Annotated in this window: 22 protein-coding genes; 7 read left to right on the top strand and 15 right to left on the bottom strand. The window is 71.8% G+C overall.

What is annotated here, in order from left to right; translation table 11 throughout:
• Positions 1-148: 148 nt before the first annotated feature.
• From ACFRFH_RS08400 to ACFRFH_RS08375, 6 genes are all read left to right on the top strand, one after another.
• Positions 149-793, top strand: coding sequence for an amino acid ABC transporter permease (locus tag ACFRFH_RS08400; RefSeq protein WP_382458369.1), 645 nt, complete (start codon positions 149-151; stop codon positions 791-793).
• Positions 790-1,722, top strand: coding sequence for an amino acid ABC transporter permease (locus ACFRFH_RS08395; protein ID WP_382462525.1), 933 nt, complete (start codon positions 790-792; stop codon positions 1,720-1,722). Before ACFRFH_RS08400 ends, ACFRFH_RS08395 begins: the two co-directional genes overlap by 4 nt.
• Entirely contained in the window at positions 1,715-2,704 is a 990-nt protein-coding gene (locus ACFRFH_RS08390) for an asparaginase (protein ID WP_382462524.1), read from the top strand. Before ACFRFH_RS08395 ends, ACFRFH_RS08390 begins: the two co-directional genes overlap by 8 nt.
• Entirely contained in the window at positions 2,701-3,447 is a 747-nt protein-coding gene (locus ACFRFH_RS08385; protein ID WP_382462523.1) for a copper homeostasis protein CutC, read from the top strand. The genes ACFRFH_RS08390 and ACFRFH_RS08385 overlap by 4 nt, the downstream gene beginning before the upstream one ends.
• Complete coding sequence (locus tag ACFRFH_RS08380; RefSeq protein ID WP_382462522.1) at positions 3,444-4,409, top strand: ROK family protein; 966 nt, start codon at positions 3,444-3,446, stop codon at positions 4,407-4,409. The genes ACFRFH_RS08385 and ACFRFH_RS08380 overlap by 4 nt, the downstream gene beginning before the upstream one ends.
• A gap of 114 nt (positions 4,410-4,523) precedes the next feature.
• A complete protein-coding gene (locus ACFRFH_RS08375; RefSeq protein WP_382462521.1) occupies positions 4,524-6,671 on the top strand; it encodes a S9 family peptidase in 2,148 nt (715 codons plus the stop codon).
• 368 nt (positions 6,672-7,039) lie between these two features.
• Here ACFRFH_RS08375 and ACFRFH_RS08370 read toward each other — a convergent pair whose 3' ends face one another.
• Complete coding sequence (locus ACFRFH_RS08370; protein ID WP_382462520.1) at positions 7,040-7,864, bottom strand: aldo/keto reductase; 825 nt, start codon at positions 7,862-7,864, stop codon at positions 7,040-7,042.
• Between the two features lie 137 nt (positions 7,865-8,001).
• Between ACFRFH_RS08370 and ACFRFH_RS08365 the strand changes: the two genes are divergently transcribed.
• Entirely contained in the window at positions 8,002-8,283 is a 282-nt protein-coding gene (locus tag ACFRFH_RS08365; protein WP_382462519.1) for a Fe-S cluster assembly protein HesB, read from the top strand.
• A gap of 227 nt (positions 8,284-8,510) precedes the next feature.
• Here ACFRFH_RS08365 and ACFRFH_RS08360 read toward each other — a convergent pair whose 3' ends face one another.
• From ACFRFH_RS08360 to pcaH, 14 genes are all read right to left on the bottom strand, one after another.
• Positions 8,511-8,807, bottom strand: a complete 297-nt coding sequence (locus tag ACFRFH_RS08360) for a hypothetical protein (RefSeq protein ID WP_382462518.1) — start codon at positions 8,805-8,807, stop codon at positions 8,511-8,513.
• A 77-nt stretch (positions 8,808-8,884) separates the two neighbouring features.
• Positions 8,885-10,897, bottom strand: coding sequence for an ABC transporter ATP-binding protein (locus ACFRFH_RS08355; RefSeq protein ID WP_382462517.1), 2,013 nt, complete (start codon positions 10,895-10,897; stop codon positions 8,885-8,887).
• A 1-nt stretch (position 10,898) separates the two neighbouring features.
• Positions 10,899-12,629: an ABC transporter ATP-binding protein gene (locus ACFRFH_RS08350; protein ID WP_382462516.1), complete on the bottom strand. Its 1,731-nt coding sequence runs from the start codon at positions 12,627-12,629 to the stop codon at positions 10,899-10,901.
• A gap of 211 nt (positions 12,630-12,840) precedes the next feature.
• A complete protein-coding gene (locus ACFRFH_RS08345) occupies positions 12,841-13,398 on the bottom strand; it encodes a dihydrofolate reductase family protein (protein ID WP_382462515.1) in 558 nt (185 codons plus the stop codon).
• A gap of 22 nt (positions 13,399-13,420) precedes the next feature.
• Positions 13,421-13,822, bottom strand: a complete 402-nt coding sequence (locus ACFRFH_RS08340; RefSeq protein WP_382462514.1) for an SRPBCC domain-containing protein — start codon at positions 13,820-13,822, stop codon at positions 13,421-13,423.
• A 2-nt stretch (positions 13,823-13,824) separates the two neighbouring features.
• A complete protein-coding gene (locus ACFRFH_RS08335) occupies positions 13,825-15,396 on the bottom strand; it encodes a transporter (protein WP_382462513.1) in 1,572 nt (523 codons plus the stop codon).
• Positions 15,378-16,145: an ABC transporter ATP-binding protein gene (locus ACFRFH_RS08330; protein WP_382462512.1), complete on the bottom strand. Its 768-nt coding sequence runs from the start codon at positions 16,143-16,145 to the stop codon at positions 15,378-15,380. Before ACFRFH_RS08330 ends, ACFRFH_RS08335 begins: the two co-directional genes overlap by 19 nt.
• A gap of 170 nt (positions 16,146-16,315) precedes the next feature.
• On the bottom strand, positions 16,316-17,530 hold the full coding sequence (locus ACFRFH_RS08325; RefSeq protein ID WP_382462511.1) for an acetyl-CoA C-acetyltransferase: 1,215 nt from the start codon (positions 17,528-17,530) through the stop codon (positions 16,316-16,318).
• A complete protein-coding gene (locus tag ACFRFH_RS08320) occupies positions 17,523-18,191 on the bottom strand; it encodes a CoA transferase subunit B (RefSeq protein WP_382462510.1) in 669 nt (222 codons plus the stop codon). Before ACFRFH_RS08320 ends, ACFRFH_RS08325 begins: the two co-directional genes overlap by 8 nt.
• A 1-nt stretch (position 18,192) precedes the next feature.
• The gene (locus ACFRFH_RS08315) at positions 18,193-18,975 is read right to left on the bottom strand and encodes a CoA transferase subunit A (protein WP_382462509.1); all 783 of its coding nucleotides are present in this window, start codon (positions 18,973-18,975) and stop codon (positions 18,193-18,195) included.
• A complete protein-coding gene (gene pcaC / locus ACFRFH_RS08310) occupies positions 18,968-20,146 on the bottom strand; it encodes a 4-carboxymuconolactone decarboxylase (protein WP_382462508.1) in 1,179 nt (392 codons plus the stop codon). The genes ACFRFH_RS08315 and pcaC overlap by 8 nt, the downstream gene beginning before the upstream one ends.
• On the bottom strand, positions 20,143-21,306 hold the full coding sequence (locus tag ACFRFH_RS08305) for a lyase family protein (protein WP_382462507.1): 1,164 nt from the start codon (positions 21,304-21,306) through the stop codon (positions 20,143-20,145). The genes pcaC and ACFRFH_RS08305 overlap by 4 nt, the downstream gene beginning before the upstream one ends.
• Complete coding sequence (gene pcaG, locus ACFRFH_RS08300; RefSeq protein WP_382462506.1) at positions 21,299-21,862, bottom strand: protocatechuate 3,4-dioxygenase subunit alpha; 564 nt, start codon at positions 21,860-21,862, stop codon at positions 21,299-21,301. Before pcaG ends, ACFRFH_RS08305 begins: the two co-directional genes overlap by 8 nt.
• Positions 21,855-22,616: a protocatechuate 3,4-dioxygenase subunit beta gene (gene pcaH / locus ACFRFH_RS08295; protein ID WP_382462505.1), complete on the bottom strand. Its 762-nt coding sequence runs from the start codon at positions 22,614-22,616 to the stop codon at positions 21,855-21,857. Before pcaH ends, pcaG begins: the two co-directional genes overlap by 8 nt.
• Positions 22,617-22,624: the final 8 nt, after the last annotated feature.

The following is a 22,624-nucleotide window of genomic DNA, read 5'->3' as shown; positions in this document are numbered from 1 at the left end:
ACCCCCCCCGCCCCGGCATGCCTGGCCGGACGCTGTGAATACCACCCACCTTCTCTCCCCGGGCTGGGGGGGGGCCCCCCCGGGGGGGGGGCGCGGCCCCCCCGCCCCCCCCCGCCCCCCTCAGACATTCCTCACGAGTGAGCGAGCGATGAACCCCCTGATCGACAACCTCGGGCCGCTGCTGCAGGCCCTCGGCACGACGCTGATGATGGCGGTCGTGGCCGGCGTCGGCTCGATCGTGCTCGGCGTGCTGGTCACGATCGCGCGCGTGAGCCCGATCCCGGTGCTGCGCACGGCGGCCTTCCTCTACGTGCAGTTCTTCATCAACGTGCCGCTGCTGGCGCTGCTGCTGCTCGCCGTGTTCGCCCTCCCGGACGCCGGCCTCCTGCTGCCGCTGACGCCGACCGCGATCATCGTCCTCACCGTCTACGAGGCCGCCTACGTCGCGGAGGCTGTGCGCTCGGGCGTCAACACCGTCCCGGTCGGGCAGGTGGAGGCCTCCCGCGCGCTCGGCTTCACGCTCGGCCAGTCGCTGCGTCTCGTCGTGATCCCGCAGGCGCTCCGTGCCGTCGTGCAGCCGATCGGAAACGTGATGATCGCACTCGCGATGAACACCGCCCTCGCTGCCGCCGTCGGCGTCGTAGAGCTGACCGCCGAGGTCAACAAGATCAACCTCGTCGCGGCGCAGCCCATCCTGATCTTCTCCAGCGCCGGCATCCTCTACATGGCCGTCGCGCTCGCCATCGGCCTCACCGCCGGCTGGGTCGAGCGGAAGGTGGCGATCGCACGATGACCGCACAACTCATCCCCGACCGTCCCGCGCCGGTGCGCGCCGCACGCGCGAAGCGTCCTCGCCGGGCATATGCCGCCGCGTTCATGTACGACGTGCCCGGACCGCGCGGGCGTCGCAACATCCTGCTCGGCACCGTCCTCAGCTGCCTCGTCATCGCCGGGCTGCTCGGCTACGGGCTGTGGCAGTTCGCCTCGCACGGGCAGCTCGCGCCCGAGCGCTGGGCTCCGTTCACCGAGTGGCCGATCTGGAACTACCTCCTCGTCGGGCTGCTCGGGACGCTGGAGGCCGCCGCGATCGTCGCCGTGCTCGGCGGCCTGCTCGGCGTGCTGCTCGCTCTCGGCCGGATCAGCCGGCTGCGAGCGGTGCGATTCCTGTGCGGGCTCTACATCGAGATCGCGCGCACAGTGCCCGTGCTGCTGGTGATCTACCTGATGCTGTTCGGCCTCCCGCAGCTCGGGATCAACCTGCCGGTGCTGTGGAAGCTGGTCGTCCCGCTGACGATCGCCAACTCGGCCGTGTTCGCCGAGATCGTGCGCGCCGGCATCCTGAGCCTCCCCCGCGGTCAGCGCGAGGCGGCGCTCAGCCTCGGGATGCGGCCCGGTCAGGCGATGCGCTTCGTCGTGCTGCCCCAGGCCGCGCGGAACGTCGCGCCGTCGCTGGTCACGCAGTTCGTGAGCCTCCTGAAGGACACGTCGCTCGGCTACATCGTGGCGTTCACCGAACTGCTCTACCGCGGTCAGGTGCTGGCGTCGTACCTGCACCTGCTCATCCCGACCTACGTCGCCGTGACGGTCATCTACCTGGTCGTCAACGGCAGCCTCTCGGCGCTCGCCTCCCGCCTGCAGCGCGGTCCCCGGCGTCGCCCCTCCGCGCAACCCGTGCTTCCGGCCCTGCCGGCTGCCCCGCATCAGGAAGAGACCCATGTCTAGCACTACCGTCGAAGGACTCGCCGAGCTCGCCGCCGTGCGACGCTCCGGGATGATCGAGAGCCGCCACTTCGGCAGCCTCGTCGCCCTCGACCCGGACGGCCGGACCCTGATCGAGCTCGGCGACCCGGACGCGGTCGTGCTGCCGCGCAGCACGGTCAAGCCGCTGCAGGCGCTCGCGTGCCTCACAGCCGGCGCATCCCTCTCCGGACCGTCGTTGGCCATCGCAGCGGGGAGCCACACCGGCGAGGACGAGCATGTGCGCGTCGTCCGCGGCATCCTGACGGCAGCCGGCGTCGACGAGTCGGCCCTGGGCTGCCCGGTCGACCGGCCGGAGGACGAGGGCACCTTCGAGCGGATGATCCGCGCCGGGGAGCCGCGCAGCCGCATCCGGATGAACTGCTCCGGCAAGCACGCCGCGATGCTGCTGGCCGCCGCCGCGAACGGCTGGCCGACCGACGGCTACCTCGACCCGGCCCATCCCGTGCAGCAGCACGTTCGCGAGACGATGGCCGCGCTCACCGGCGTCCCCGTCGGGCACGACGCGATCGACGGCTGCGGCGCCCCGCTGTTCGGCACGACCGTGCGCGGTGTCGCCCGCTCGTTCGGCCGGCTCGTGACAGCCGCACCCGGCACGCCCGAGCGCGCGGTCGCCGACGCGATGCGCGAGCACCCCTTCTACGTCGGCGGCAGCGGACACCAGAACTCGACGCTGATGGAGACCGTCCCCGGCGCCCTCGCCAAGGGTGGCGCCGAGGGCGTCATCGGCGTCGCGGCGCCGGATGGGACCGCCGTGTCGATGAAGATCGTCGACGGCAGCCCGCGCGCGACGACCCTGATCGCCCTCCGGGTGCTGGAGGCGCTCGGCACGGACATCTCCCGCGCGGGCGCCCTCGTGGACCTCCCGGTGCTCGGCGGCGGCGTGCCGGTCGGGCGGATCGAGGTCGGGGCGGACCTGGCCGCGGCACTGGAGCGCGTCGCGTGAGCGGTGTCCTGGTCGAGATCTGCCTCGAGGATCTCGCCGGCGTGCGCCTCGCCGAGGACGCGGGCGCCGACCGCATCGAGCTGTGCAGCGCGCTGTCCGACGGCGGCCTGACCCCGTCGATCGGCACCGTGGCGACCGCACTCCGGTCGGTCGGGCGAATGGGCGTCAACGTCCTGGTGCGCCAGCGGGCCGGCGACTTCGTGTACGACGCGGACGAGCTCGCCGCGATGGCGGCCGACATCCGGGCGGTGCGGGCGCTGCCGAACCCGCACGGTGTGGTGGTCGGCTTCGTGGTGGGCGCACTCCGGCCCGACGGATCGGTGGATGTGGACTCGACCGACATGCTGGTGGCGGCCTGCGGGGACGCGCCGGTCACCTTCCACAAGGCCTTCGATCAGGTGCCGGACCGCGCAGAGGCCCTGGAGGAGCTGGTCGGACTCGGAGTGGCGCGCATCCTCACCTCGGGCGGTGCGGCCTCCACACTGGAGGGCGCCGACGAGCTCGCCGCGTTGGTCGCGCAGGCGGGCGAGCGGATCGTGGTGCTCGCCGGCGGCGGAGTCCGCCCCGGGAACGTGGCCGAGCTGGTCAGCCGGACGGGTGTGCGGGAGGTGCACCTGCGGGCGGCCACCACGGCGCAGAGCGGTTCGCTCGCGACAAGCCAGTACGACCCGGGCCACCGACAGGTGACCTCGGGAGCGATCGTCGCGGCCGTCGCGGCGGCGGTGCGGGAGGCGGCGGCATGAGCGGGACGACGGTGGCGACAGCGCTCGCCGACGAACAGGGCGACAGCGGCGCGGCCCCGGGCTCCGGGGCCCCGGTCGTCCTCGCTGTCGACCTCGGCGGGACGGCCATGAAGGGCGCCGTGGTGGGCGAGGGGGGCGCCGTTGTCGCCGAACTGACCCGTCCCACGCCGGGGAGCGACATCCTCGGCGCGCTCGTGACGCTGTTCCACGACCTCCGTGGAGTCGCCGGCGCTGGGGAGCTCGACGTCGTCGGCGCGGGCGTCGCCACCCCCGGCATGCTCGACGAGCAGCGCGGCATCGTCCACTACGCGTCCAACCTGGACTGGCGCGACGTGCCGCTGCTCGACATCCTGCAAGGCGAGCTCGACCTCCCGGTCGCGGTCGGGCACGACGTCCGCGCCGCCGGGCTGGCCGAACGCACCTTCGGCGCGGCCCAGGGCTCGGACGACTTCGTCCTCGTCCCGATCGGCACCGGCGTCGCCGCGGCGCTCGTGACCGCGGGCGGGACCATCACCGGCGCGACCGGCGCGGCGGGCGAGTTCGGCCACATTCCCGTGATCGCCGGCGGGGAGCCGTGCACCTGCGGCCAGCGCGGCTGCCTGGAGGTGTACATGTCCGGGGCCGGCGTCGCGCGACGCTACCGGGAGGCCGGAGGCGACGCGCTCAGCACGCGCCGGATCGTCGCCCGCCTCGGCAGCGACCCGCTAGCCGACCGCATCTGGGGCGAGGCCGTCGACGTGCTCGCGCAGGGCCTCACCATCCTCACCCTGCTGCTCGACCCGAAGGTGATCGTGCTGGGCGGCGGCGTCTCGCACGCGGGCGACGCGCTGTTCAGCCCGCTGGAGCGCGACGTGTCGGCCGGGCTGGCCTGGCGGGAGCGGCCGGCGATCGTCCGCAGCGGCCTCGGTGGCGACGCCGGGCGGGCCGGCGCCGGCCTCCTCGCCTTCACCGCGGCGCGCTAACCACCCACATTCGTGCCGAATCGCGCGAATCGCGCCGCCGAACGCGACATTCGTGCCGAATCGCGCGGCGGCGGCGACCCTGCCGCTGTCACCCGCGTTGGGTAGCCTGGGGGGATGCTCACGCCGCCGATCACCGCGAAGAAGCCGACCGAGCGCAGCCACCACGGGGACGTGGTCGTGGACGACTACGAGTGGCTGCGCGACAAGGACGATCCCGCGGTCGTCGCCCACCTCCACGAGGAGAACGCGTACACGAACGCGCGCACCGAGAAGCTCGCCATGCTGCGCGAGCAGATCTTCGACGAGATCAAGTCGCGCACCCGGGAGACCGACCTGAGCGTCCCCACCCGCGAGGGCGACTGGTGGTACTACACGCGCACGGTCGAGGGCAAGCAGTATGGCATCCACTGCCGCGCGCCGATCGCCGGACCGGACGACTGGGAGCCGCCGGCGCTGGACGAGCACGCGCAGCAGCACGGACTCCCGGGCGAGCAGATCCTGCTCGACGACAACGCGGAGGCCGAAGGGCACGACTTCTACGCGCTCGGCAGCTTCGACGTCAGCACCGACGGCAGCAGGCTGCTCTACGGCGTCGACACCGAGGGCGACGAGCGGTACACGATCCGGGTGCGGTCGCTGGCCGGCGATGGTGCGTCGTTCCCCGACGAGATCGCGGGCACGGGCGCCGGCGCGCTCTTCGACCCGAGCGGCGAGTACCTGTTCTACACGACCGTCGACGACGCCTGGCGGCCGGACACCGTGTGGCGGCACCGGATCGGACAGGGGCCGGACGGCGACGCCGACGCGGAGGTCTTCCACGAGCCGGACGAGAAGTACTGGATCGGCGTGGGTCTCACCCGCAGCCGCCGGTACCTGGTCATCGAGGCCGGCTCCAACATCACGAGCGAGAGCTGGCTGCTGGACGCGGGTGACCCGACGGGCGAGTTCCGTGTCGTGTGGCCGCGCACGGAGGGCGTCGAGTACGACATCGAGCACGTCGTGGCGGGCGGACGCGACCGGCTGCTCATCGTGCACAACGACGGCGCCGTCAACTTCGAGCTGGTGAGCGTCGCGGCCGACGACCCGCAGGGGCCGCGCCGGACGCTGCTCCCGCACGACCCGGCCGTGCGCATCGAAGGGGTGGACGCGTTCCGCGACTTCGTCGCGCTCGAGTACCGGCGGGAGGGGATGACCCGTCTCGCGGTCGCCTGCCTCCCTGCGCAGACGGAGGGCGCGGTCGGCGACGTGGACGACATCCTCCACGAGCTGCACTTCGACGAGGAGCTGTTCACCGTCGGCGCGGGCGGCAACCCCGAGTGGACGCAGCCGTTCCTGCGCCTCGGCTACGGCAGCTTCGTCACCCCGTCGAGCGTCTACGACTACGACGTGCGCACGCGCCAGCTCACCCTGCGCAAGCAGCAGCCGGTGCTCGGCGAGTTCGAGCCGGACCTGTTCGAGCAGCGCAGGGAGTGGGCGACCGCGGAGGACGGCACGCGCGTCCCGATCTCGCTCGTCTACCGCCGCGACCTGGTGACTCCGGGCGAGCCGGCGCCGCTCGTGCTCTACGGGTACGGCTCGTACGAGGCGAGCATGGACCCGTCGTTCGGCATCCCGCGGCTCAGCCTGCTCGACCGCGGCGTCGTGTTCGCGATCGCGCATGTGCGCGGCGGCGGCGAGCTCGGGAGGCTGTGGTACGAGCACGGCAAGAAGCTGCACAAGAAGAACACGTTCACCGACTTCGTGGCGGCCGGGAAGCACCTTGTCGACCAGGGCTGGACGACGCCGTCGCAGCTCGCCGCGCAGGGAGGGAGTGCCGGAGGCCTGTTGATGGGCGCGGTCGCCAACCTCGCGCCGCGGCTGTTCGCCGGCGTGCTGGCGGAGGTGCCGTTCGTGGACCCGCTGACCACGATCCTCGACCCGTCGCTCCCGCTCACGGTGATCGAGTGGGACGAGTGGGGCGACCCGCTGCACGACGAGGACGTGTACTACTACATGAAGTCGTACGCGCCGGTGGAGAACATCCACCGCACCGCGTACCCGCGCATCCTCGCCGTCACGAGCCTCAACGACACGCGCGTGCTGTACGTGGAGCCGGCGAAGTGGGTGGCGAAGCTGCGGGAGGTCGGCGCGGACGCTCTGCTCAAGACCGAGATGGCTGCGGGCCACGGCGGGGTGTCCGGGCGGTACGCGGCGTGGCGCGAGCGCGCGTTCTCGCTGGCGTGGCTGCTGGATGTGGTGGGGGCCCACCCGACCGGCGAGTGACGGCGGCAGCGGAGGAGACCGGCGCCGCCACCCCGCACGACCGCAGCTAACGGAGGAGACCACGGCCGCGAACGTGCGGATGTCCTCCGTTAGCTGCGGCGTTGGCAACGGAGGAGAATCGGGGCCGGCCGGGGCGGATGTCCTCCGTTGGCCGCGATTCGGGGTGCGTAGCGGGCTGATCTCCTCCGGTGGGTGCGGTGTTGGTCGCGGAGGAGATCAGGGCTGACACGACGGCGAGCCGCAGCTAACGGAGGAGAACGGGGACCGGAACGGGGGATGTCCTCCGTTGGCTGCGATCGGGGTGGGCAGCGGGCGGTGGGCAGCGGGCGGGTGGGGAGGGGGCGGGTGGGCTCCGGTGGGTGCGGGCGTCAGCCGAGGTGGTCGGGGTCTTTGCCGGTGCGCTCGCCGGACTCGAGGGTGTCGATCGCGGTGAGGTCGTCGGCGTCGAGGGTGAAGCCGAAGACGTCCAGGTTGGAGCGGATGCGCTCCGGCGTCGACGACTTGGGGATGACCACGTTGCCGAGCTGGAGCTGCCAGCGGATGACCACCTGCGCCGGGGTCACCCCGTGCTTCGCGGCGAGGCCGGCGAGCAGCGGGTCGTCCAGCACGCGGCCGCGGGCGAGCGGCGACCACGACTCCGTCACGATCCCGCGCGCCTCGTCGTACGCGCGAACCTCCCGCTGCGGCAGCCACGGGTGCAGCTCCACCTGGTTCACCGCGGGCACGGTCTCGGTCTCGGCGGCGAGGCGGTCGAGGTGGTGGGTGTGGAAGTTGGCGACGCCGATCGAGCGGGCGCGGCCCTCCGCTTTCAGATGCTCCAGCGCGCGCCACGTCTCCACGTACTCGTCGCGCTGGGGCGCCGGCCAGTGGATGAGGAACAGGTCGACCGCGTCGAAGCCGAGGCGCTCCAGGCTCGCGTCGAACGCGCGCAGCGTCGAGTCGTAGCCGTTGTCGGTCCACCACACCTTCGTCGTCACGAACACGTCGTCGCGCGGCAGCCCGCTGCGCCGCACGGCCTCGCCGACAGCGTGCTCGTTCTCGTAGAACGCCGCCGTGTCGATGTGCCGGTACCCGGCCTCCAGCGCGGTCAGCACCGCGTCCACCGTCTCGGCCTCCGGGATCTTGTAGACGCCGAAGCCGAGCTGCGGGATGCGATGGCCGTCGTTGAGCGGGACCTGGGGGATGTTCGGCATGGGTTCATTCTCTCCCGGCTGGCATCCCGCTCACCGCTGCGTGGACGTTTCCTGGCAATGGCGGCGGGCGGGGTTGCGCTCTCGAGCGGACCGCGGGACCGTGGGCGACTCCTGCAGGAACAACGAAAGGAGAGCACATGCTCACCCTGACCGAGAACGCCAGCACGATCGTCAAGACCCTCACGGAGCAGGCGCCGCAGGACGACGCCGGGCTGCGCATCAGCAGCAGCAACCCGCAGAACACCGCGTTCGCCGCGGCCGTCACTCCCGAGCCGGAGCCCGCCGACCAGGTGGTCGAGTCCGCCGGGGCACGGCTGTTCCTGGAGCCGGGCGCGGCCGTCGCCCTCGACGACAAGGTGCTCGACGCCCAGGTCGACGAGCAGGGCGCTGTGAGCTTCGCGATCGGCGCCCTCGCCTAGCGAGAGCAGACGCGACGACCAGAAGCCGGCGTCCACGCGACGTCCGCCTCCCCGGCCCCGGTGCCAGCGCGCCGGGGCCGAGTCGCGTCTGATCACAGTCGCGTCCGTGCACGGCGGTCCGCCGTTGTCAATCGCGTCGACCGGAATTTCTCCCGGTGTTTTGCTGGTGAGGTGCGGGCGGGCCGCTCAACCCTGACACCGCCCGCACACCCATTCAGGCCGCCGCGTCAGCCCTTCGGCGGACTCTGCGGCTCGCCCGCGTCGATGAGGAACTCGACAGCGGTCGTCCACAACGGAGTGATCTTGATGGGCGGGATGTCCTCCTCGCCCGCGAAGTGCACGGCGAAGTGGACTTCCGGCTCGCCCTTGACCGGGTCGGCCGTGGCGATCATCCCCAGGTAACCGTCGTCCTCCATCACCCGCCAGCGAGTGCCGGACCCCGGCTCGGGCGTGATCTGCACACTGTGGCCGCCGTAGTCGTAGGTGGGGCCGGGCGGGAGCGCGGCACGGGAGTCGATCGTCATACTGATGTTCTACGGCCTGCTCCCGCACCGCTCAACTCGTTCACATTTCGAACGATTCGGTGTACGCGTCTCGCGTGCTACGCGGTCGGGACCTCTTCTGCCTCCGCGTCCGCCTCGGTCTCCTGCTCGGCGGCGGCGCCCCGGAACTGCGTCATGTACAGGTCGTAGTACGCGCCCTTCTTCGCGAGGAGGGTCGCATGGTCGCCCTGCTCCACGATGCGGCCGTGCTCCATCACCAGGATGGTGTGCGCGTCGCGGATCGTGGAGAGCCGGTGCGCGATCACGAACGACGTGCGGTCGCTCCGCAACGCGGCCATCGCGTGCTGCACCAGGAGCTCGGTGCGGGTGTCCACCGACGAGGTGGCCTCGTCGAGGATCAGCAGCGACGGGTTCGCGATGAACGCCCGCGCGATCGTGAGCAGCTGGCGCTCGCCGGCGGACACGTTGCTGCCGTCGGCCTCGATCTTCGTGTCGTACCCGTCCGGGAGTTGGCGGACGAACCGGTCGACCATCGTCGCCTTGGCCGCCTCCACGACCTCCTCGTCCGTCGCGTCGAGCCGGCCGTAGCGGATGTTCTCGCGGATCGTGCCCGAGAACAGCCACGCATCCTGCAGCACCATGCCGACCTGACCGCGCAGCTCGGCGCGGGACAGATCCGTCGTGTCGATGCCGTCGAGGCGGATGGTGCCGCCGTTCAGCTCGTAGAACCGCATGATGAGGTTGACCAGCGTGGTCTTGCCTGCTCCTGTCGGCCCCACGATCGCGACCGTGTGGCCGGGCGCGACCGACAGCGACAGGTCGCGGATCAGCTCGGTCTCGGGCTCGTACGAGAAGTCCACGCCCTCGAGCTCGACGCGGCCGTCGGCCCGCTCGGGCAGGTGCTGCGTCTCGACATCGGCCGACTGCTCCTCCGCGTCGAGGAACTCGAACGTGCGCTCGGCCGAGGCGACACCGGACTGGAGCATGTTCGCCATGCCCGCGATCTGGCCGATCGGCTGCGAGAACTCCCGCGAGTACTGGATGAACGCGGTCGCGTCGCCGATCGTCATCTGACCGGAGGCGACGCGAAGGCCGCCGACGACCGCGATCAGCACGTACGACAGGTAGGAGACGAAGTTCATCGCCGGCATGATCATGCCGGACACGAACTGGGCCCCGACGGTCGACTTCCACAGCTTGTCGTTGCGCTGGTCGAACTCCTCGAGCATCACCGCGTCGCGACCGAAGGCGCGCACCAGATCGAGCCCCGAGTACGACTCCTCGATGTGCCCGTTGAGCGCACCGGTCGAGTTCCACTGCTGCTTGAACAGCTTCTGCGACCGTGTGCCGATAACACCCGCGATCACCCCGGAGAGCGGGATGGAGATGAGCGCGATGAGCGCGAGCTGCCACGAGACGATGAACATCATGATGCCGATGCCGATCACCGTCAGCACCGACTGGATGAGCTGCGAGAACGCCTGCTGCAACGCCGTCTGGATGTTGTCGACGTCGTTGGTCACGCGCGACATCAGGTCGCCGCGCTGCCGGGTGTCGAAGTAGCTGAGCGGGAGCCGGTTGAGCTTGCTCTCCACCTCGGCGCGCAGGCGGTAGATCACCCGCATCACGAGCGCGTTCAGCAGGTAACCCTGCCACCACTGCAGCAGCGATGCGGCGATGTACATCGCGAGCACGATCGTGAGCAGCCGGCCGAGCTCGACGAAGTCGATCCCGTGACCGGGCACCAGGCCGGTCGGGGTGATCGTCCCGACAGCGCCCTTGAAGATCACGTCCGTGGCGTTACCGAGGATCTTCGGCGCGATCACGATGAGCGCCACCGAGATGACGACCAGCAGGGTCACGAACGACATGGCGAGCCACTCGGACTTGAGCAGCCCCATCAGGCGTTTGAACGACGGCCAGAAGTGCTCGGCCTTCTTGGCGGGCGTGCCGCCGAACATGTCGCCGTCGCCCTCGGTGGGCTCGTACTCGTACTCGAGCTCGAGCTCCTCGATCGCCGTCTCGACGCCGGCCTCGGTGAGGAGGCCGTCCTGCTCGGGGGCGCCGGCGCGGCGGTCGGAGGTGGTGCGGTTCTTCTTCTGGCGCGCCATCTCAGGCCACCTCCAGGCTCAGCTGGGACTCGACGATCTCGCGATACGTCTCGCTCGTCTCCAGCAGTTCGTCGTGGGTGCCGCGTCCGACGACTCTGCCGTCGTCGAGCACGATGATCTGATCGGCCTCCCGGATCGTGGAGACGCGCTGCGCCACCACGATGACGGTGGCGTCGCCAGTGGACTGCGCCAGGGCGCTCCGCAGGCGGGCGTCGGTCGCGACGTCGAGCGCCGAGAACGAGTCGTCGAACAGCAGGACCTTTGGCTCCGCCACCAGCGCTCGGGCGATGCAGAGCCGCTGGCGCTGACCGCCGGAGACGTTGGTGCCGCCCTGGGCGATGCGCTCGTCGAGGCCGTGCTCCTTGGCGCGCACGAAGTCTTCGGCCTGGGCGACGCGCAGCGCCTCCCAGAGCTCGTCGTCCGTGGCGTCGGGCCGGCCGAACCGGAGGTTGCTGGCGACCGTTCCGGAGAAGAGGTACGGCTTCTGCGGCACCAGGCCGAGCACGCCGGAGAGCTGCTCCCGGCTCAGCGAGTCGACAGGGACGCCGCCGATGCGCACCTGCCCGCTCTGCGGGGTGAACAGGTCGGCGATGACCGAGACCAGCGTCGACTTGCCCGATCCGGTCGAGCCGACGATCGCGGTCACCTGCCCGGGCTCTGCGGTGAACCGGACGTCGCTGAGCACCGGCTTCTCTGCGCCGGGATACCCGAAGGTGACTCCGGCGACCTCCACGCGGCCATCGGCGGGGACGCGGCCTGCGCCGGCACCCGCGCCGGTGGACGGCGACGCGCTCAGCACCTCGTCGATGCGCTCGGCGCAGACCATCGCGCGCGGGATCATCATGGCCATGAAGACGCCCATCATGACCGCGACCAGGATCTGCAGCAGGTACTGCAGGAACGCCGTGAGCGCCCCGACCTGGATATCCCCGGCGCCGACGCGGTGGCCGCCGAACCAGAGCACGGCGACGGTCGCGGCGTTCAGGATGAGCATGATGAGCGGGAACATCAGCACGAAGACGTTGCCGACCTTGACCGAGATGCGGGTGAGCGCGGCGTTCGCGTCGTCGTAGCGCGCGGTCTCGAACTTCTCGCGGACGAACGCGCGGATGACGCGGATGCCGACGATCTGCTCGCGGATGACACCGTTGACGCCGTCGATGCGCTCCTGCATCACGCGGAACATCGGCAGCAGCAGCCAGACCAGGATGCCGACCACGACGAACAGCACGGCGACGGACACCCAGACGAGCCAGGAGAGCCCGGCGTCCACCCGCACGGCGAGGACGATGCCCGCGACGCACATGATCGGCGTCGACACCATGAAGTTGAGCGTCATCAGCACGAGCATCTGCACCTGCTGGACGTCGTTGGTGTTGCGCGTGATGAGGGTCGGCATGCCCCAGCGCGCGAGGTCGAGCGCCGGGAGCGAGTCGACCTTGCGGTAGAAGGAGCGGCGGATGTCGCGCCCCAGCGACATCGACGAGCGGGCGCCGAAGTACGTCGCCGTGATGGCCGCGGCGACCTGCACGAAGCAGACGATGAGCATCGTGCCGCCGGTCGACCAGATGAAGTTCGTGTCGCCCTTGACGACGCCCTTGTCGATGATGTCGGCGTTGAGCGTGGGCAGGTAGAGGGCGGCGATGGTCGCGATGAGCTGCAGCCCGACCACGGCCGCGACCGAGCCCCAGTACGGGCGGATGAACCGCATCGCCAAACGAAGAAGAGTCACGGTGATTCCTGGTTCTGCTCTGGTGGAGTGATGTCGGGCGCACACTGCCGCCGGCCCCCGCCGGCACGGGCGCTGTGCGAAGACCCCGTACAGCACTAACGCTAGCGCGGACCGGTGACATCCGCCCCCGTGAGGAGACGCTGTCCACCGTCGGATATGACGCTATCCGGCACAGCGGTCAGCTCGTGACCGCATTCGAGATCTGTGGAGATCAGGCCGGCGAGTAGAGGAGGTGGAGGACACCGTTGGCGTAGGCGTCGTACTGCCGCAGCCGTAGCTTCGCCTCGGGCGTGCCCTCCGGGAACAGCCGCGCGCCCGTGCCGCGGATGACCGGGTAGACGAAGAGATGGAGGGCGTCGACCAGTCCGTCGGCGATGAGGGCACGCACGAGCGAGCCGCTGCCGCTGATGTAGAGGCTGCCGCTCACGCTGTCCTTGGCCTCCCGCACCCGGTCGGCGTCGTAGCCGCCGAGCGAACGCGAGTTCGCCCAGGTCGCCTCCGCGGCTGCGTCATCGAGCGTCGAACTGACGACGAGCTTCTCGGTGTCGTTGAAGAAGGGCGCTCCCGGGTCGTCGGAGGACGTGCGCGCCGACCAGGCCGGTGCGAACATCTCGAACGTGCGGCGCCCGAGGAGGATGCGCTCCGACGCGCCCGTGATGCGCGCGAGGTCGTCGCCCATCTCGGAGTCGAGCCCGTACTCTGCCGTCCAGCTCGGGTCTTCGAAGACGCCGTCGAGGGAAACGAACTCGTGCACTGCGATGCTGCCCATGCGGCCAGCTTAGGGGCCGGGCTCAGGCCGTCGCCACCAGCCGGTCGAGGCAGTCGTTCCATCCGGTGATGTGCTCCTGGACGGCGTGCTCGGTGGCGAAGCCCTCGTGGCGGACGGTGACGCGGGTGCCGTCCGCCTCGGGAGCGAGTTCGATCGTGACGGCCGTCTCGTCGTCCTCGCCGTCCCAGCGCCAGGTCGTGGCCAGCAGCCGGCCTTCCTCGGCCGCGGTCACCGTGCCGGTGATCCCGAGGTCGGCGACGTCCGAGCGGATGCGCAAGGCGCCTCCCGGCGTCGCGTCGATGCGCGCCTGCGGCTGCAGCCGCGGCGGCCAGAACCACGCGGAGAGCTCGACCGGGTCGGCGATCGAGCGCCAGACCTGCTCGGGAGGCGCCTGGACGACCCGCTCGACGGTGAGCCCGGCCACGATCAGGCGTCCTTCCGCAACTGCAGCAGCAGCTCCGGCGCCTTGGCGTCGAGGATGTTGCCGCCGATCCGCACCCCGACGCCCACCAGCACGCCGCCCAGTGCCACGCCGACGACGAGCGCCGCCCACAGCCAGAGCGCGTCGCCGGTCACCAGGCCGACGATGAACAGGACGATCTCGGGCAGGCACAGCACCGCGATCACGCCCCACGCGGCGAAGGTCGGGCCGAGCAGCGAGATGTTGGCGCCCGGCCGCGACCGGAACGGGTTGTCGCCCGGCTCGGGCACGGGGAACACCAGCCGCGCCGAGGTCACGGCGCACACCGCCGCCCCGGTGAGCAGGATCCCGAGCGAGAGGCCGATCAGGCCGGGGAGGATGTGCCAATCGCCGCCCACGGCCGCGCCGAAGACCGCGATGAGCACGATCGCCGGCACGGCGAACGAGAGCAGCGCCGACGCCCGGCCCCAGCGGTCCGCGCGGCCAGGCACGGCCTTCGCGACGTGCAGGGCGAACGCGGTCGAGTCGTACGAGACGTCGGCGATCATCCCGATGCCGAGCGAGAACGCCACGACAGGAGCCCCGATCAACGGCAGCGCCGACGAGTGGTTGAGGCTCGAGTAGAACCAGAACAGCACAGGCATCAGCGGGATCACGAGGAGCTGCCGCAGGTAGCGCGGGTCGCGGAACCAGTACGTCAGACAGCGGGCCGCGATCGCCCCGGACTGCGTGCCGGGCAGGATGCCGAACCAGCCGAGCTTGCCCTGGGCCCTGACCCGCGACGACGCGCGCGCCGGGGTCGTCAGCGACCGGGCGAGCCCCCAGCGCCACACCAGCCACAGCACGACGAACGTCGCGACCGCGATCAGGAACCGCGCCAGCGCACCGAGCGGGTCGCCAAGCGCGAGCTGCGACGGCACCGCCCAGACGGCGCCGAGCGGCGACCAGGACAGCCCGTCCGCGATGGCGGGCAGCGCGTCGGAGGACGAGCGGAGGCCGCGCGTGATGCCGATCACGATCGGCCCGGCGAGGATGAGCGGGATGAGGATGAGCAGCCCGCTGGCCTCCCGGAAGCGCCGGCCGCCGGACAGCCCGCTCGACACGGAGGTGACGGCCCGCGACACGACGACGCAGGTCGCGGCCCCCAGCGCGCCCGTCACGAGGGCGACCACCGCGACGCCGGGGAGCCGGAGCCAGCTCAGCGAGGTCGCGAGCGACGCGAGCGTGGTCGCCGCCCCCGCGACTCCGACGACCGCACTCAGCAGCATCCCGAGCATGAGCGGGCGCAGCGGGATCGGGTAGACGGCGAGCTTTGCCGGGTCGAGGGTCTGCTCGATGCCGGACAGCAGCAGCGGGAAGACCGCCCAGCCGAGCACGGCGGCCGAACCGCCGATGACGACGACCGTGCGCGCCAGCCCGATCGGCGCGAAGCCCAGCAGCACCAGGCCGCCGAGGATGATGACGAGCGCGATGAGCGCGTAGACGCCGCCCAGGATGACCGCGACGAGCTGCGAGGTGCTGCGGCGGAACGAGTTGCGGAGGACGAGCAGGCGCAGCCTTACGAGTGTCGCAACCACTCCGGCCCCTCCCCGACGCGGCGACCGCCGACCAGCTCCACGAAGCGGTCCTCCAGTGTGGAGCCCGCGCGCACCTCGTCCACGGTGCCGGCGACGAGCACACGGCCGTCGTTGATGACGGCGACGTGGTCGCACATCCGCTCCACCAGGTCCATGACGTGCGACGAGACGATGACGGTGCCGCCGCTCTGGACGTAGCCGTGCAGGATGTCGCGGATGTTCGCCGCGGAGACCGGGTCGACGGATTCGAACGGCTCGTCCAGCACGAGCACGCGCGGTGCGTGCACCATCGCAGCGGCCAGTGCGATCTTCTTCGTCATACCGGCCGAGTAGTCGACCACGAGGGTCCCGCCGGCTGACGCGAGGTCGAGGAGGTTCAGGAGGTCGTGGGTGCGCTCGATCGCGGTCGGCCGGTCCATGCCGCTCAGCAGGCCCGCGTACTCGACGAGCTGCTCGCCGGTGAGCCGGTCGAACAGCCGGACGCCGTCGGAGAGCACCCCGACAAGGGCCTTGCCGGCCAGCGGGTCGCGCCACATGTCGGCGCCGTGGATGAGCACCTGGCCGGCGTCGGGCCGCAGCAGGCCGGTGACCATGTTGAGCGTCGTGGTCTTGCCCGCGCCGTTCGGGCCGACCAGCCCGTAGAAGCTGCCGGAGGGCACGTCGAGGTCGATCCCGTCGACCGCCACCTTCGCCCCGAACCGCTTGTGCAGACCACGGATCGCCACCGCGACCGCATCGTCCTGCGTCATCGCACCTCCCCTGGGCGCTCCCGGAATCCGTCCGGCACGCCCACCTCACCCTACGCGCTGACCCCCGCGCACACACCGCCCCCGTCGAGGGGCACCACCCTGGCGCCGAAGGGCACGTAAACGCCCCTAAAACGCACTTTTAGGGGCGTTTACGTGCCCTTCGACAGGGGTCAGACGCGCTCGAAGACGGCGGCGAGGCCCTGGCCTCCACCGATGCACATGGTCTCGACCGCGAGCGTGCCGTCGAGAGCCGGGAGCTCGTGGGCGAGCGTCGCCAGCATCCGGAGGCCGGTGGCGCCGATGGGATGCCCGATGGAGATGCCGCTGCCGCGCGGGTTGAGCCGCGGGTCCTCCGCGTCGATCCCCCAGTCGGCCAGGCACGCGAGCACCTGGACCGCGAACGCCTCGTTCAGCTCGATCAGGTCGATGTCGCCCCAGGTGACGCCGGCGCGGTCGAGTGCCTTGTTCGCGGCAGGGACGGGCGCGACGCCGAACACCGCAGGGTCGTTGCCCGCGACCGCCCACGACCGCAGCCGCAGCACCGGCACCAGCCCCAGCGCGGCGGCGCGCTCGGGCGTCGTGACGATCGCAGCGGCCGCCGCGTCGTTCTGACCGCTGGAGTTGCCGGCGGTGACGGTCGCGGCGGGGTCGCTACGACCGAGGATCGGGCGGAGGCCGGCCAGCGCCTCCAGCGTCGTGTCGGCGCGGGGATGCTCGTCGCGGTCGACCACGACGTCGCCCTTGCGTCCCGGCACGGTCACGGGGACCAGCTCGGCGGCGAACGCGCCGGACTCCTGCGCGGCGACCGCGCGCTGGTGCGAGCGCAGCGCCAGCGCGTCCTGCGCTTCGCGCGGGATGCCGTACTCGCGGCGCAGCGTCTCCGCCGAGCCGACGTTGCCCTCCGGCGTCGGGAAGTTCCTTCCGCCGACCGTCTCGCGGCCGCGCGCCAGCGCGTCGTGCAGCATCAGACCGCCGGGCGGGAGGCCGCGGCGACCCTGCTCCGTATAAAGAGGTGCGTTCGACATCGACTCGGCGCCGAGCGCGACCAGCACGTCGCTGGCGCCGGTCTGCACCTCCATCGCCGCGTTGATCACGGCCTGGAGGCCGGAGCCGCACCGCCGGTCGAGCTGGTAGCCCGTCGTCGTGACTGGGAAGCCCGCGTTGAGCGCGGCGACGCGACCGAAGGCCGGCGCCTCCATCGTGGGGTAGCCCTGCGAGCCGATCACACCCTCCACCGCGGCCGGGTCGAGCCCGGTGCGTTCGAGGAGGGCGCGCAGCACGGTCTCGGCGAGCGAAAGCGCGGAGACCGGGGCCAGCGCGCCGCCCATCCGGCCGACCGGCGTGCGCAGCGGCGAGCAGACGACGACCTCGCGCAGCTCAGGCATGCGCGGCCTCCGTCCCCGCCGTCACCGCGGCCGGGATGGTCAGCGGTGCGCCCGTGGCGGCCACCACGTCGTCGACGGTCACGCCCGGCGCCACCTCCTGCAGCACCAGGCCGTCGTCGGTCACGTCGATCACGGCGAGGTCGGTGATGATCCGGTCGACGCAGGCGCGGCCGGTCAGCGGGAGGGTGCACTGCTCGACCAGCTTGGCCGAGCCGTCCTTGGCGACGTGCTCCATGACCACGATGACGCGCTCGGCGCCGTTGACGAGGTCCATCGCGCCACCCATCCCTTTCACCATCTTGCCCGGAACGGCCCAGTTGGCGATGTCGCCGGAGGCCGAGACCTGCATGGCCCCGAGGACGGCGGTGCTGATCCGGCCGCCGCGGATCATCCCGAAGCTCGCGGCCGAGTCGAAGTAGCTCGCGCCGGGCAGGACGGTGACCGTCTCCTTGCCCGCGTTGATCAGCTTCGGGTCCTGCTCGCCCTCCCACGGGTAGGGCCCGACGCCCAATATGCCGTTCTCGGAATGCAGCACGACGTGCACCCCCTCCGGGAGGTGATTCGGGATGAGCGTCGGCAGGCCGATGCCCAGGTTCACGTACGAGCCGTCCTCCAGTTCGAGGGCGGCGCGGGCGGCCATCTCGTCGCGGGTGCGGGGCATCTCAGTTCCCTTCCGGTCGGGCGCGCACGGTGACCTTCTCGATCGGCAGGTCCGCCGACTGCTCGGGGGTCAGCGCGATCACGCGGTCCACGTAGATGCCGGGCAGGTGGATGTCGTCGGGGCCGAGCACGCCCGGCTCGACCAGCTCGTCCACCTCGGCGATGGTGATGCGGCCGGCCATGCCCGCCAGCGGGTTGAAGTTGCGGGTCGACTTCTCGAAACGCAGGTTGCCGTGCCGGTCGCCGACCGCCGCGCGTACGAGCCCGAAGTCGGTGCGGATGGCGGTCTCCAGGACGTACTCGCGGGCGCGGCCGAACACGTCGAACGGGCGCAGCTCCTTCGGCGCGCTCTCCTCCGCCACCGAGCCGTCGGCGGCGTAGCGGATCGGCATGCCGCCGTCTGAGACCGCGGTGCCGGCGCCGGTCGCCGTGTAGAAGGCCGGGATGCCGACGCCGCCGGCGCGCAGCCGCTCGGCCAGCGTGCCCTGCGGGGTGAGCTCGACCTCCACCTCGCCGCCGAGGTACTGGCGGGCGAACTCCTTGTTCTCGCCGATGTAGCTCGCGATCACCCGGCGGATCCGGCCGGCGGCCAGCAGCTCGCCCAGGCCCCACCCGTCCACGCCGCAGTTATTCGACACGACCTCCAGGCCGCCGACCCCGCGGGCGAGCAGCGCGCGGATCGTCACGATCGGCACGCCGGACAGGCCGAACCCGCCGACCGCGAGCGAGGCGCCGTCCGGGATGTCGGCCACGGCCTCAGCCGCCGACTCGTACGTCTTATCCATCTGTCTCCTCCGTGAACACTTCACGCATGATCGCGAGCGCCCCGTTGGCGGCGGGCAGCCCCGCGTACAGCGCCGTGTGGTGGATGACCTCAGCGATCTGCGCGCGGGTCAGACCGTTGCGCAGGGCGGCGCGCACATGCATACGCAGCTCGTTCTCGTGGCCGCCGGTGACCAGGCTCGCGAGGGTCGCGATCGACCGCTCCGGACGGGTGAGCTGCGGCCGGGCCCAGACCTCGCCCCACGCGTAGCGGGTGATGAAGTCCTGGAAGTCCGCGGTCTCCGCGGTGATCGCCGCGGTCGCGCGGTCGACATGGGCGTCGCCGAGCACCGCCCGCCGGACGGCCATGCCGCGCTCGAAGGCCGCGACGACGTCGACCTCGCGGCCCGCGAACAGCGCCGTCAGGAGCGCGGCGGTCTCGGCCGGGTCCTCCAACGGGACGAGGTGGGCAGCGTGCGCCAATTCCACGAAGCGCGCGCCGGGGAGCGCCGCGGCGTCCTCCGCCATCAGAGCAGCGGTGGTCACCTGGTCGTGCGCGCCGGCGACGAGCAGCGACGGCACGTTCAGGCTCGGGAGGGCGTCGCGGCGGTCGAACGCTCCGAGCGCCTCGCAGCACAGCGCGTACGACTCGTCGTCGACGTCGAGCAGTCTCTTCAGCGCGTGGCCGCCGGGGCCGTCGGGATGCGCGGCCAGGTATCCGGGCGCGAACCAACGCTGCGCACTCCCCGCCACCACGGACGCCGTGCCGGAGGCGCGCACCTGCGCGGCGCGGTCGGCCCAGCCCTCCGTCGTGCCGATGCGCGCGCCGGAGCAGAACATCGCCAGGCTGCGCGCGCGCTCCGGCGCGGCGAGCGCCACCTCCAGGGCGACCGCTCCGCCGAGCGAGTCGCCGGCGATGTCGAAGGCGCCGCCGCCGACGTCATCCACGAGAGCCAGCACCGCTGCCGCGAGCTCGGAGATCGTGAAGGGCTCGCGCGCGGCGGGCGACGCGCCGTGACCGGGGAGGTCGACGCGCAGGATTCGCGGGGAGTCCGGGGCGGCGGCCAGCCGCGCGACGACGCCGTCCCACAGCTCGGTTGTCGTGCCGAGGGACGGCAGCAGCACCAGGAGGCGCGGCGCAGCGGCGGACGGGGAGGCCGCGGTCATCGAGCCGCGCAGTCGCGGGATGGTCATGAGTCCGCCTCTCGATCGGGTTCGGCATGTGCTCGGTAGCGGGCGACGGCGGCGTCGACGACGGCGCCCGCGGAGGCCAGGTCGGCGGCGGCGGCCTTGACGGCGGAGGCACTCGTCGCGCCGTCCGCCACCACCAGGTCGGCGACCGCGTGCGCGAGCATCTCCGCGCTCTCGACCGCGATGCGCAGCAGCCCGCGCCAGGCCTGCCATTCGGCGTGCCACTCCCCCGCCGGCCGCGCGTCGTAGCTGAGCGCGGCGGTGTGGATGGTGGCGAGGAGGCCGGGGGCGCGGTGGCCGTTCGCGGTGAGCAGCACGGCGTCGACCGGGTTCTGCTTGTGCGGCATCGCGGACGAGCCGCCCCCGGTGGCGGGCAGGAGCACGCCGTCGCGCGCCGCCAGACCGAGGTCGCGGCCGATCCGGCCGGCCACCGCGGCGACCCGGGCCGCTGCGTCGGCGATCGCCAGCACCGGCCCGCGGTCGGTGTGCCAGGCCCGGCCAGGGTCGCTCAGCCCGAGGCGGGCGGCGACGCCGGCACGGAGGGACTGCGGGGCGTCCGCGCGGCCCGCGAGCCGCGCGAACGCCGCTCCCGTGCCCACGGCACCGCCGAGCTGGACGGGATAGTCGAGCCGGTCGAGGACATCCTGCGCCGACACCACGGCGTCCAGCCAGGAGGCCAGGGAGGCACCGAGCGTCGTCGGCTCGGCCTGCTGCGTCAGGGTGCGCGCCAGCAGCGGCGTCGCGCGCGAGCCGACGGCCCGGGCCGCGAGCTCCGCGGCTGCGACCGCCAGGGCGGCCCGCGCACGCGACAGGGACTGCAGGGACACAAGCACGAGCGCCGAGTCCACGATGTCCTGACTGGTCGCGCCACGATGCACCCGTCCCGCGTGCGCTCCCGCCTGCGCGCGGAGCTGCTCGATCAGCGCGATGACGGGCACTCCAGCCTCCCGCGCGCCCGCCACCAGCCGCCCGCGGTCGATCGCGGCGGCATCGAATGCGAGCGGTTCGTATCCAGGCCTGGCAGCCGAGCCGTCGAGCTCATCCCAGGCTCCGGCCAGGGCCTCCTCGACTTCGATCATGGCGGCCAGCACACGATCGTCGTCGGCCGGAACACCCACTGCACCGGCCGGCTCGAGGAGACCCCAGTCGAAGGGTTCAGCCACGCCCGTCCCCCACGAAATCGAGGAAGACGGTCTCGCCCTCGCCCTGGAGGCGGATGTCGAAGCGGTAGCTGCCCTCGCCGTCCGGGGTGGCGAGCAGCGTGCTCCGCCGCTCCTCCGGCACGGTGGCCAGGAACGGGTCGCCGTCTTCGAGGTAGGCGCGCGTGAAGAGGTGGTGCAGCAGACCGCGCGCGAACACGGTCACCAGCAGGTACGGGGCACGGCCCGGCGCGGTCGCGCCCGGACGGACCGTCGTGAAGGAGTAGTGGCCGGCCCGGTCGACGGCGGCGCGCCCGAAGCCGGTGACGGTGTGCGCGTCGCGGTGGAGGCTGCCCTGCCGGGAGATCGGCGCTCCGTCGGCGTCGGCGCCCCAGACCTCGAGGATCGCGTCGGGGACCGGCACACCGTCGCCGTCGAAGACGGTGCCGTGCAGGCGGATCGCGCCGTCCTGCCACGGAGGTGCGACCTCCGGGCCGCCCTCGTACGGCAGCGCGTAGCCGAAGAACGGCCCGACCGTCTGCGACGGGGTCTGCAGGTACTGCTCGTTCGTCTCAGGCATGCTCGCCCTCCTCCGGCTCCATCCAGGTCGCCTTACCGCCGGTGAGGACGATGTCCCATCGGTAGCCGAGCGCCCATTCCGGCTCGCTCACGTCGTGATCGTACGTGGCGATCAGCCGTTGGCGCGCGGCCGGGTCGGCGATCGACTGATAGATCGGGTCGAGCGCGAACAGCGGGTCGCTCGGGAAGTACATCTGCGTCACGAGCCGCTGCGTGAACGCCGACCCGAACAGCGAGAAGTGGATGTGCGCCGGCCGCCACGCGTTGCGGTGGTTCCGCCACGGATAGGGGCCCGGCTTGATGGTGACGAACCGGTACGAGCCGTCCTCGCCCGTGATCGCGCGACCCACCCCGGTGAAGTTGGGGTCGAGCGGCGCGGGATGCTGATCGCGCTTGTGGACGTAGCGGCCGGAGGAGTTGGCCTGCCAGACCTCCACGAGTTGGTTGCGCACCGGCCGGCCCTCGCCGTCGAGCACGCGACCGGTCACGATGATGCGCTCGCCGAGCGGCTCTCCACTGTGCTGGATGGTGAGGTCGCTCTCCTCCGCCGCGACGTCGGTATGCCCGAACGCCGGCGAAACGAGCTCGATCTCCTCCGGGTCGGCGCGCACCAGCTCGTGGGTGGGGTGACGCAGCCGGGAGCTGCGGTACGGCCCGAAGTCGCGCAGCGGATGAGGGGGTAGTGGCCCGGCGGCCGCCGCAGCCGCGTGCGCGGCGGCGATCTCCGCGTTGATCTGGTTCTGCTCGTCATTCATGGCATGCC

The organism is Leifsonia sp. NPDC056824 (assembly GCF_042789575.1).
In the GTDB taxonomy this organism is placed as follows: domain Bacteria; phylum Actinomycetota; class Actinomycetes; order Actinomycetales; family Microbacteriaceae; genus Leifsonia.
This window is presented reverse-complemented; position numbering and strand designations above follow the sequence as displayed.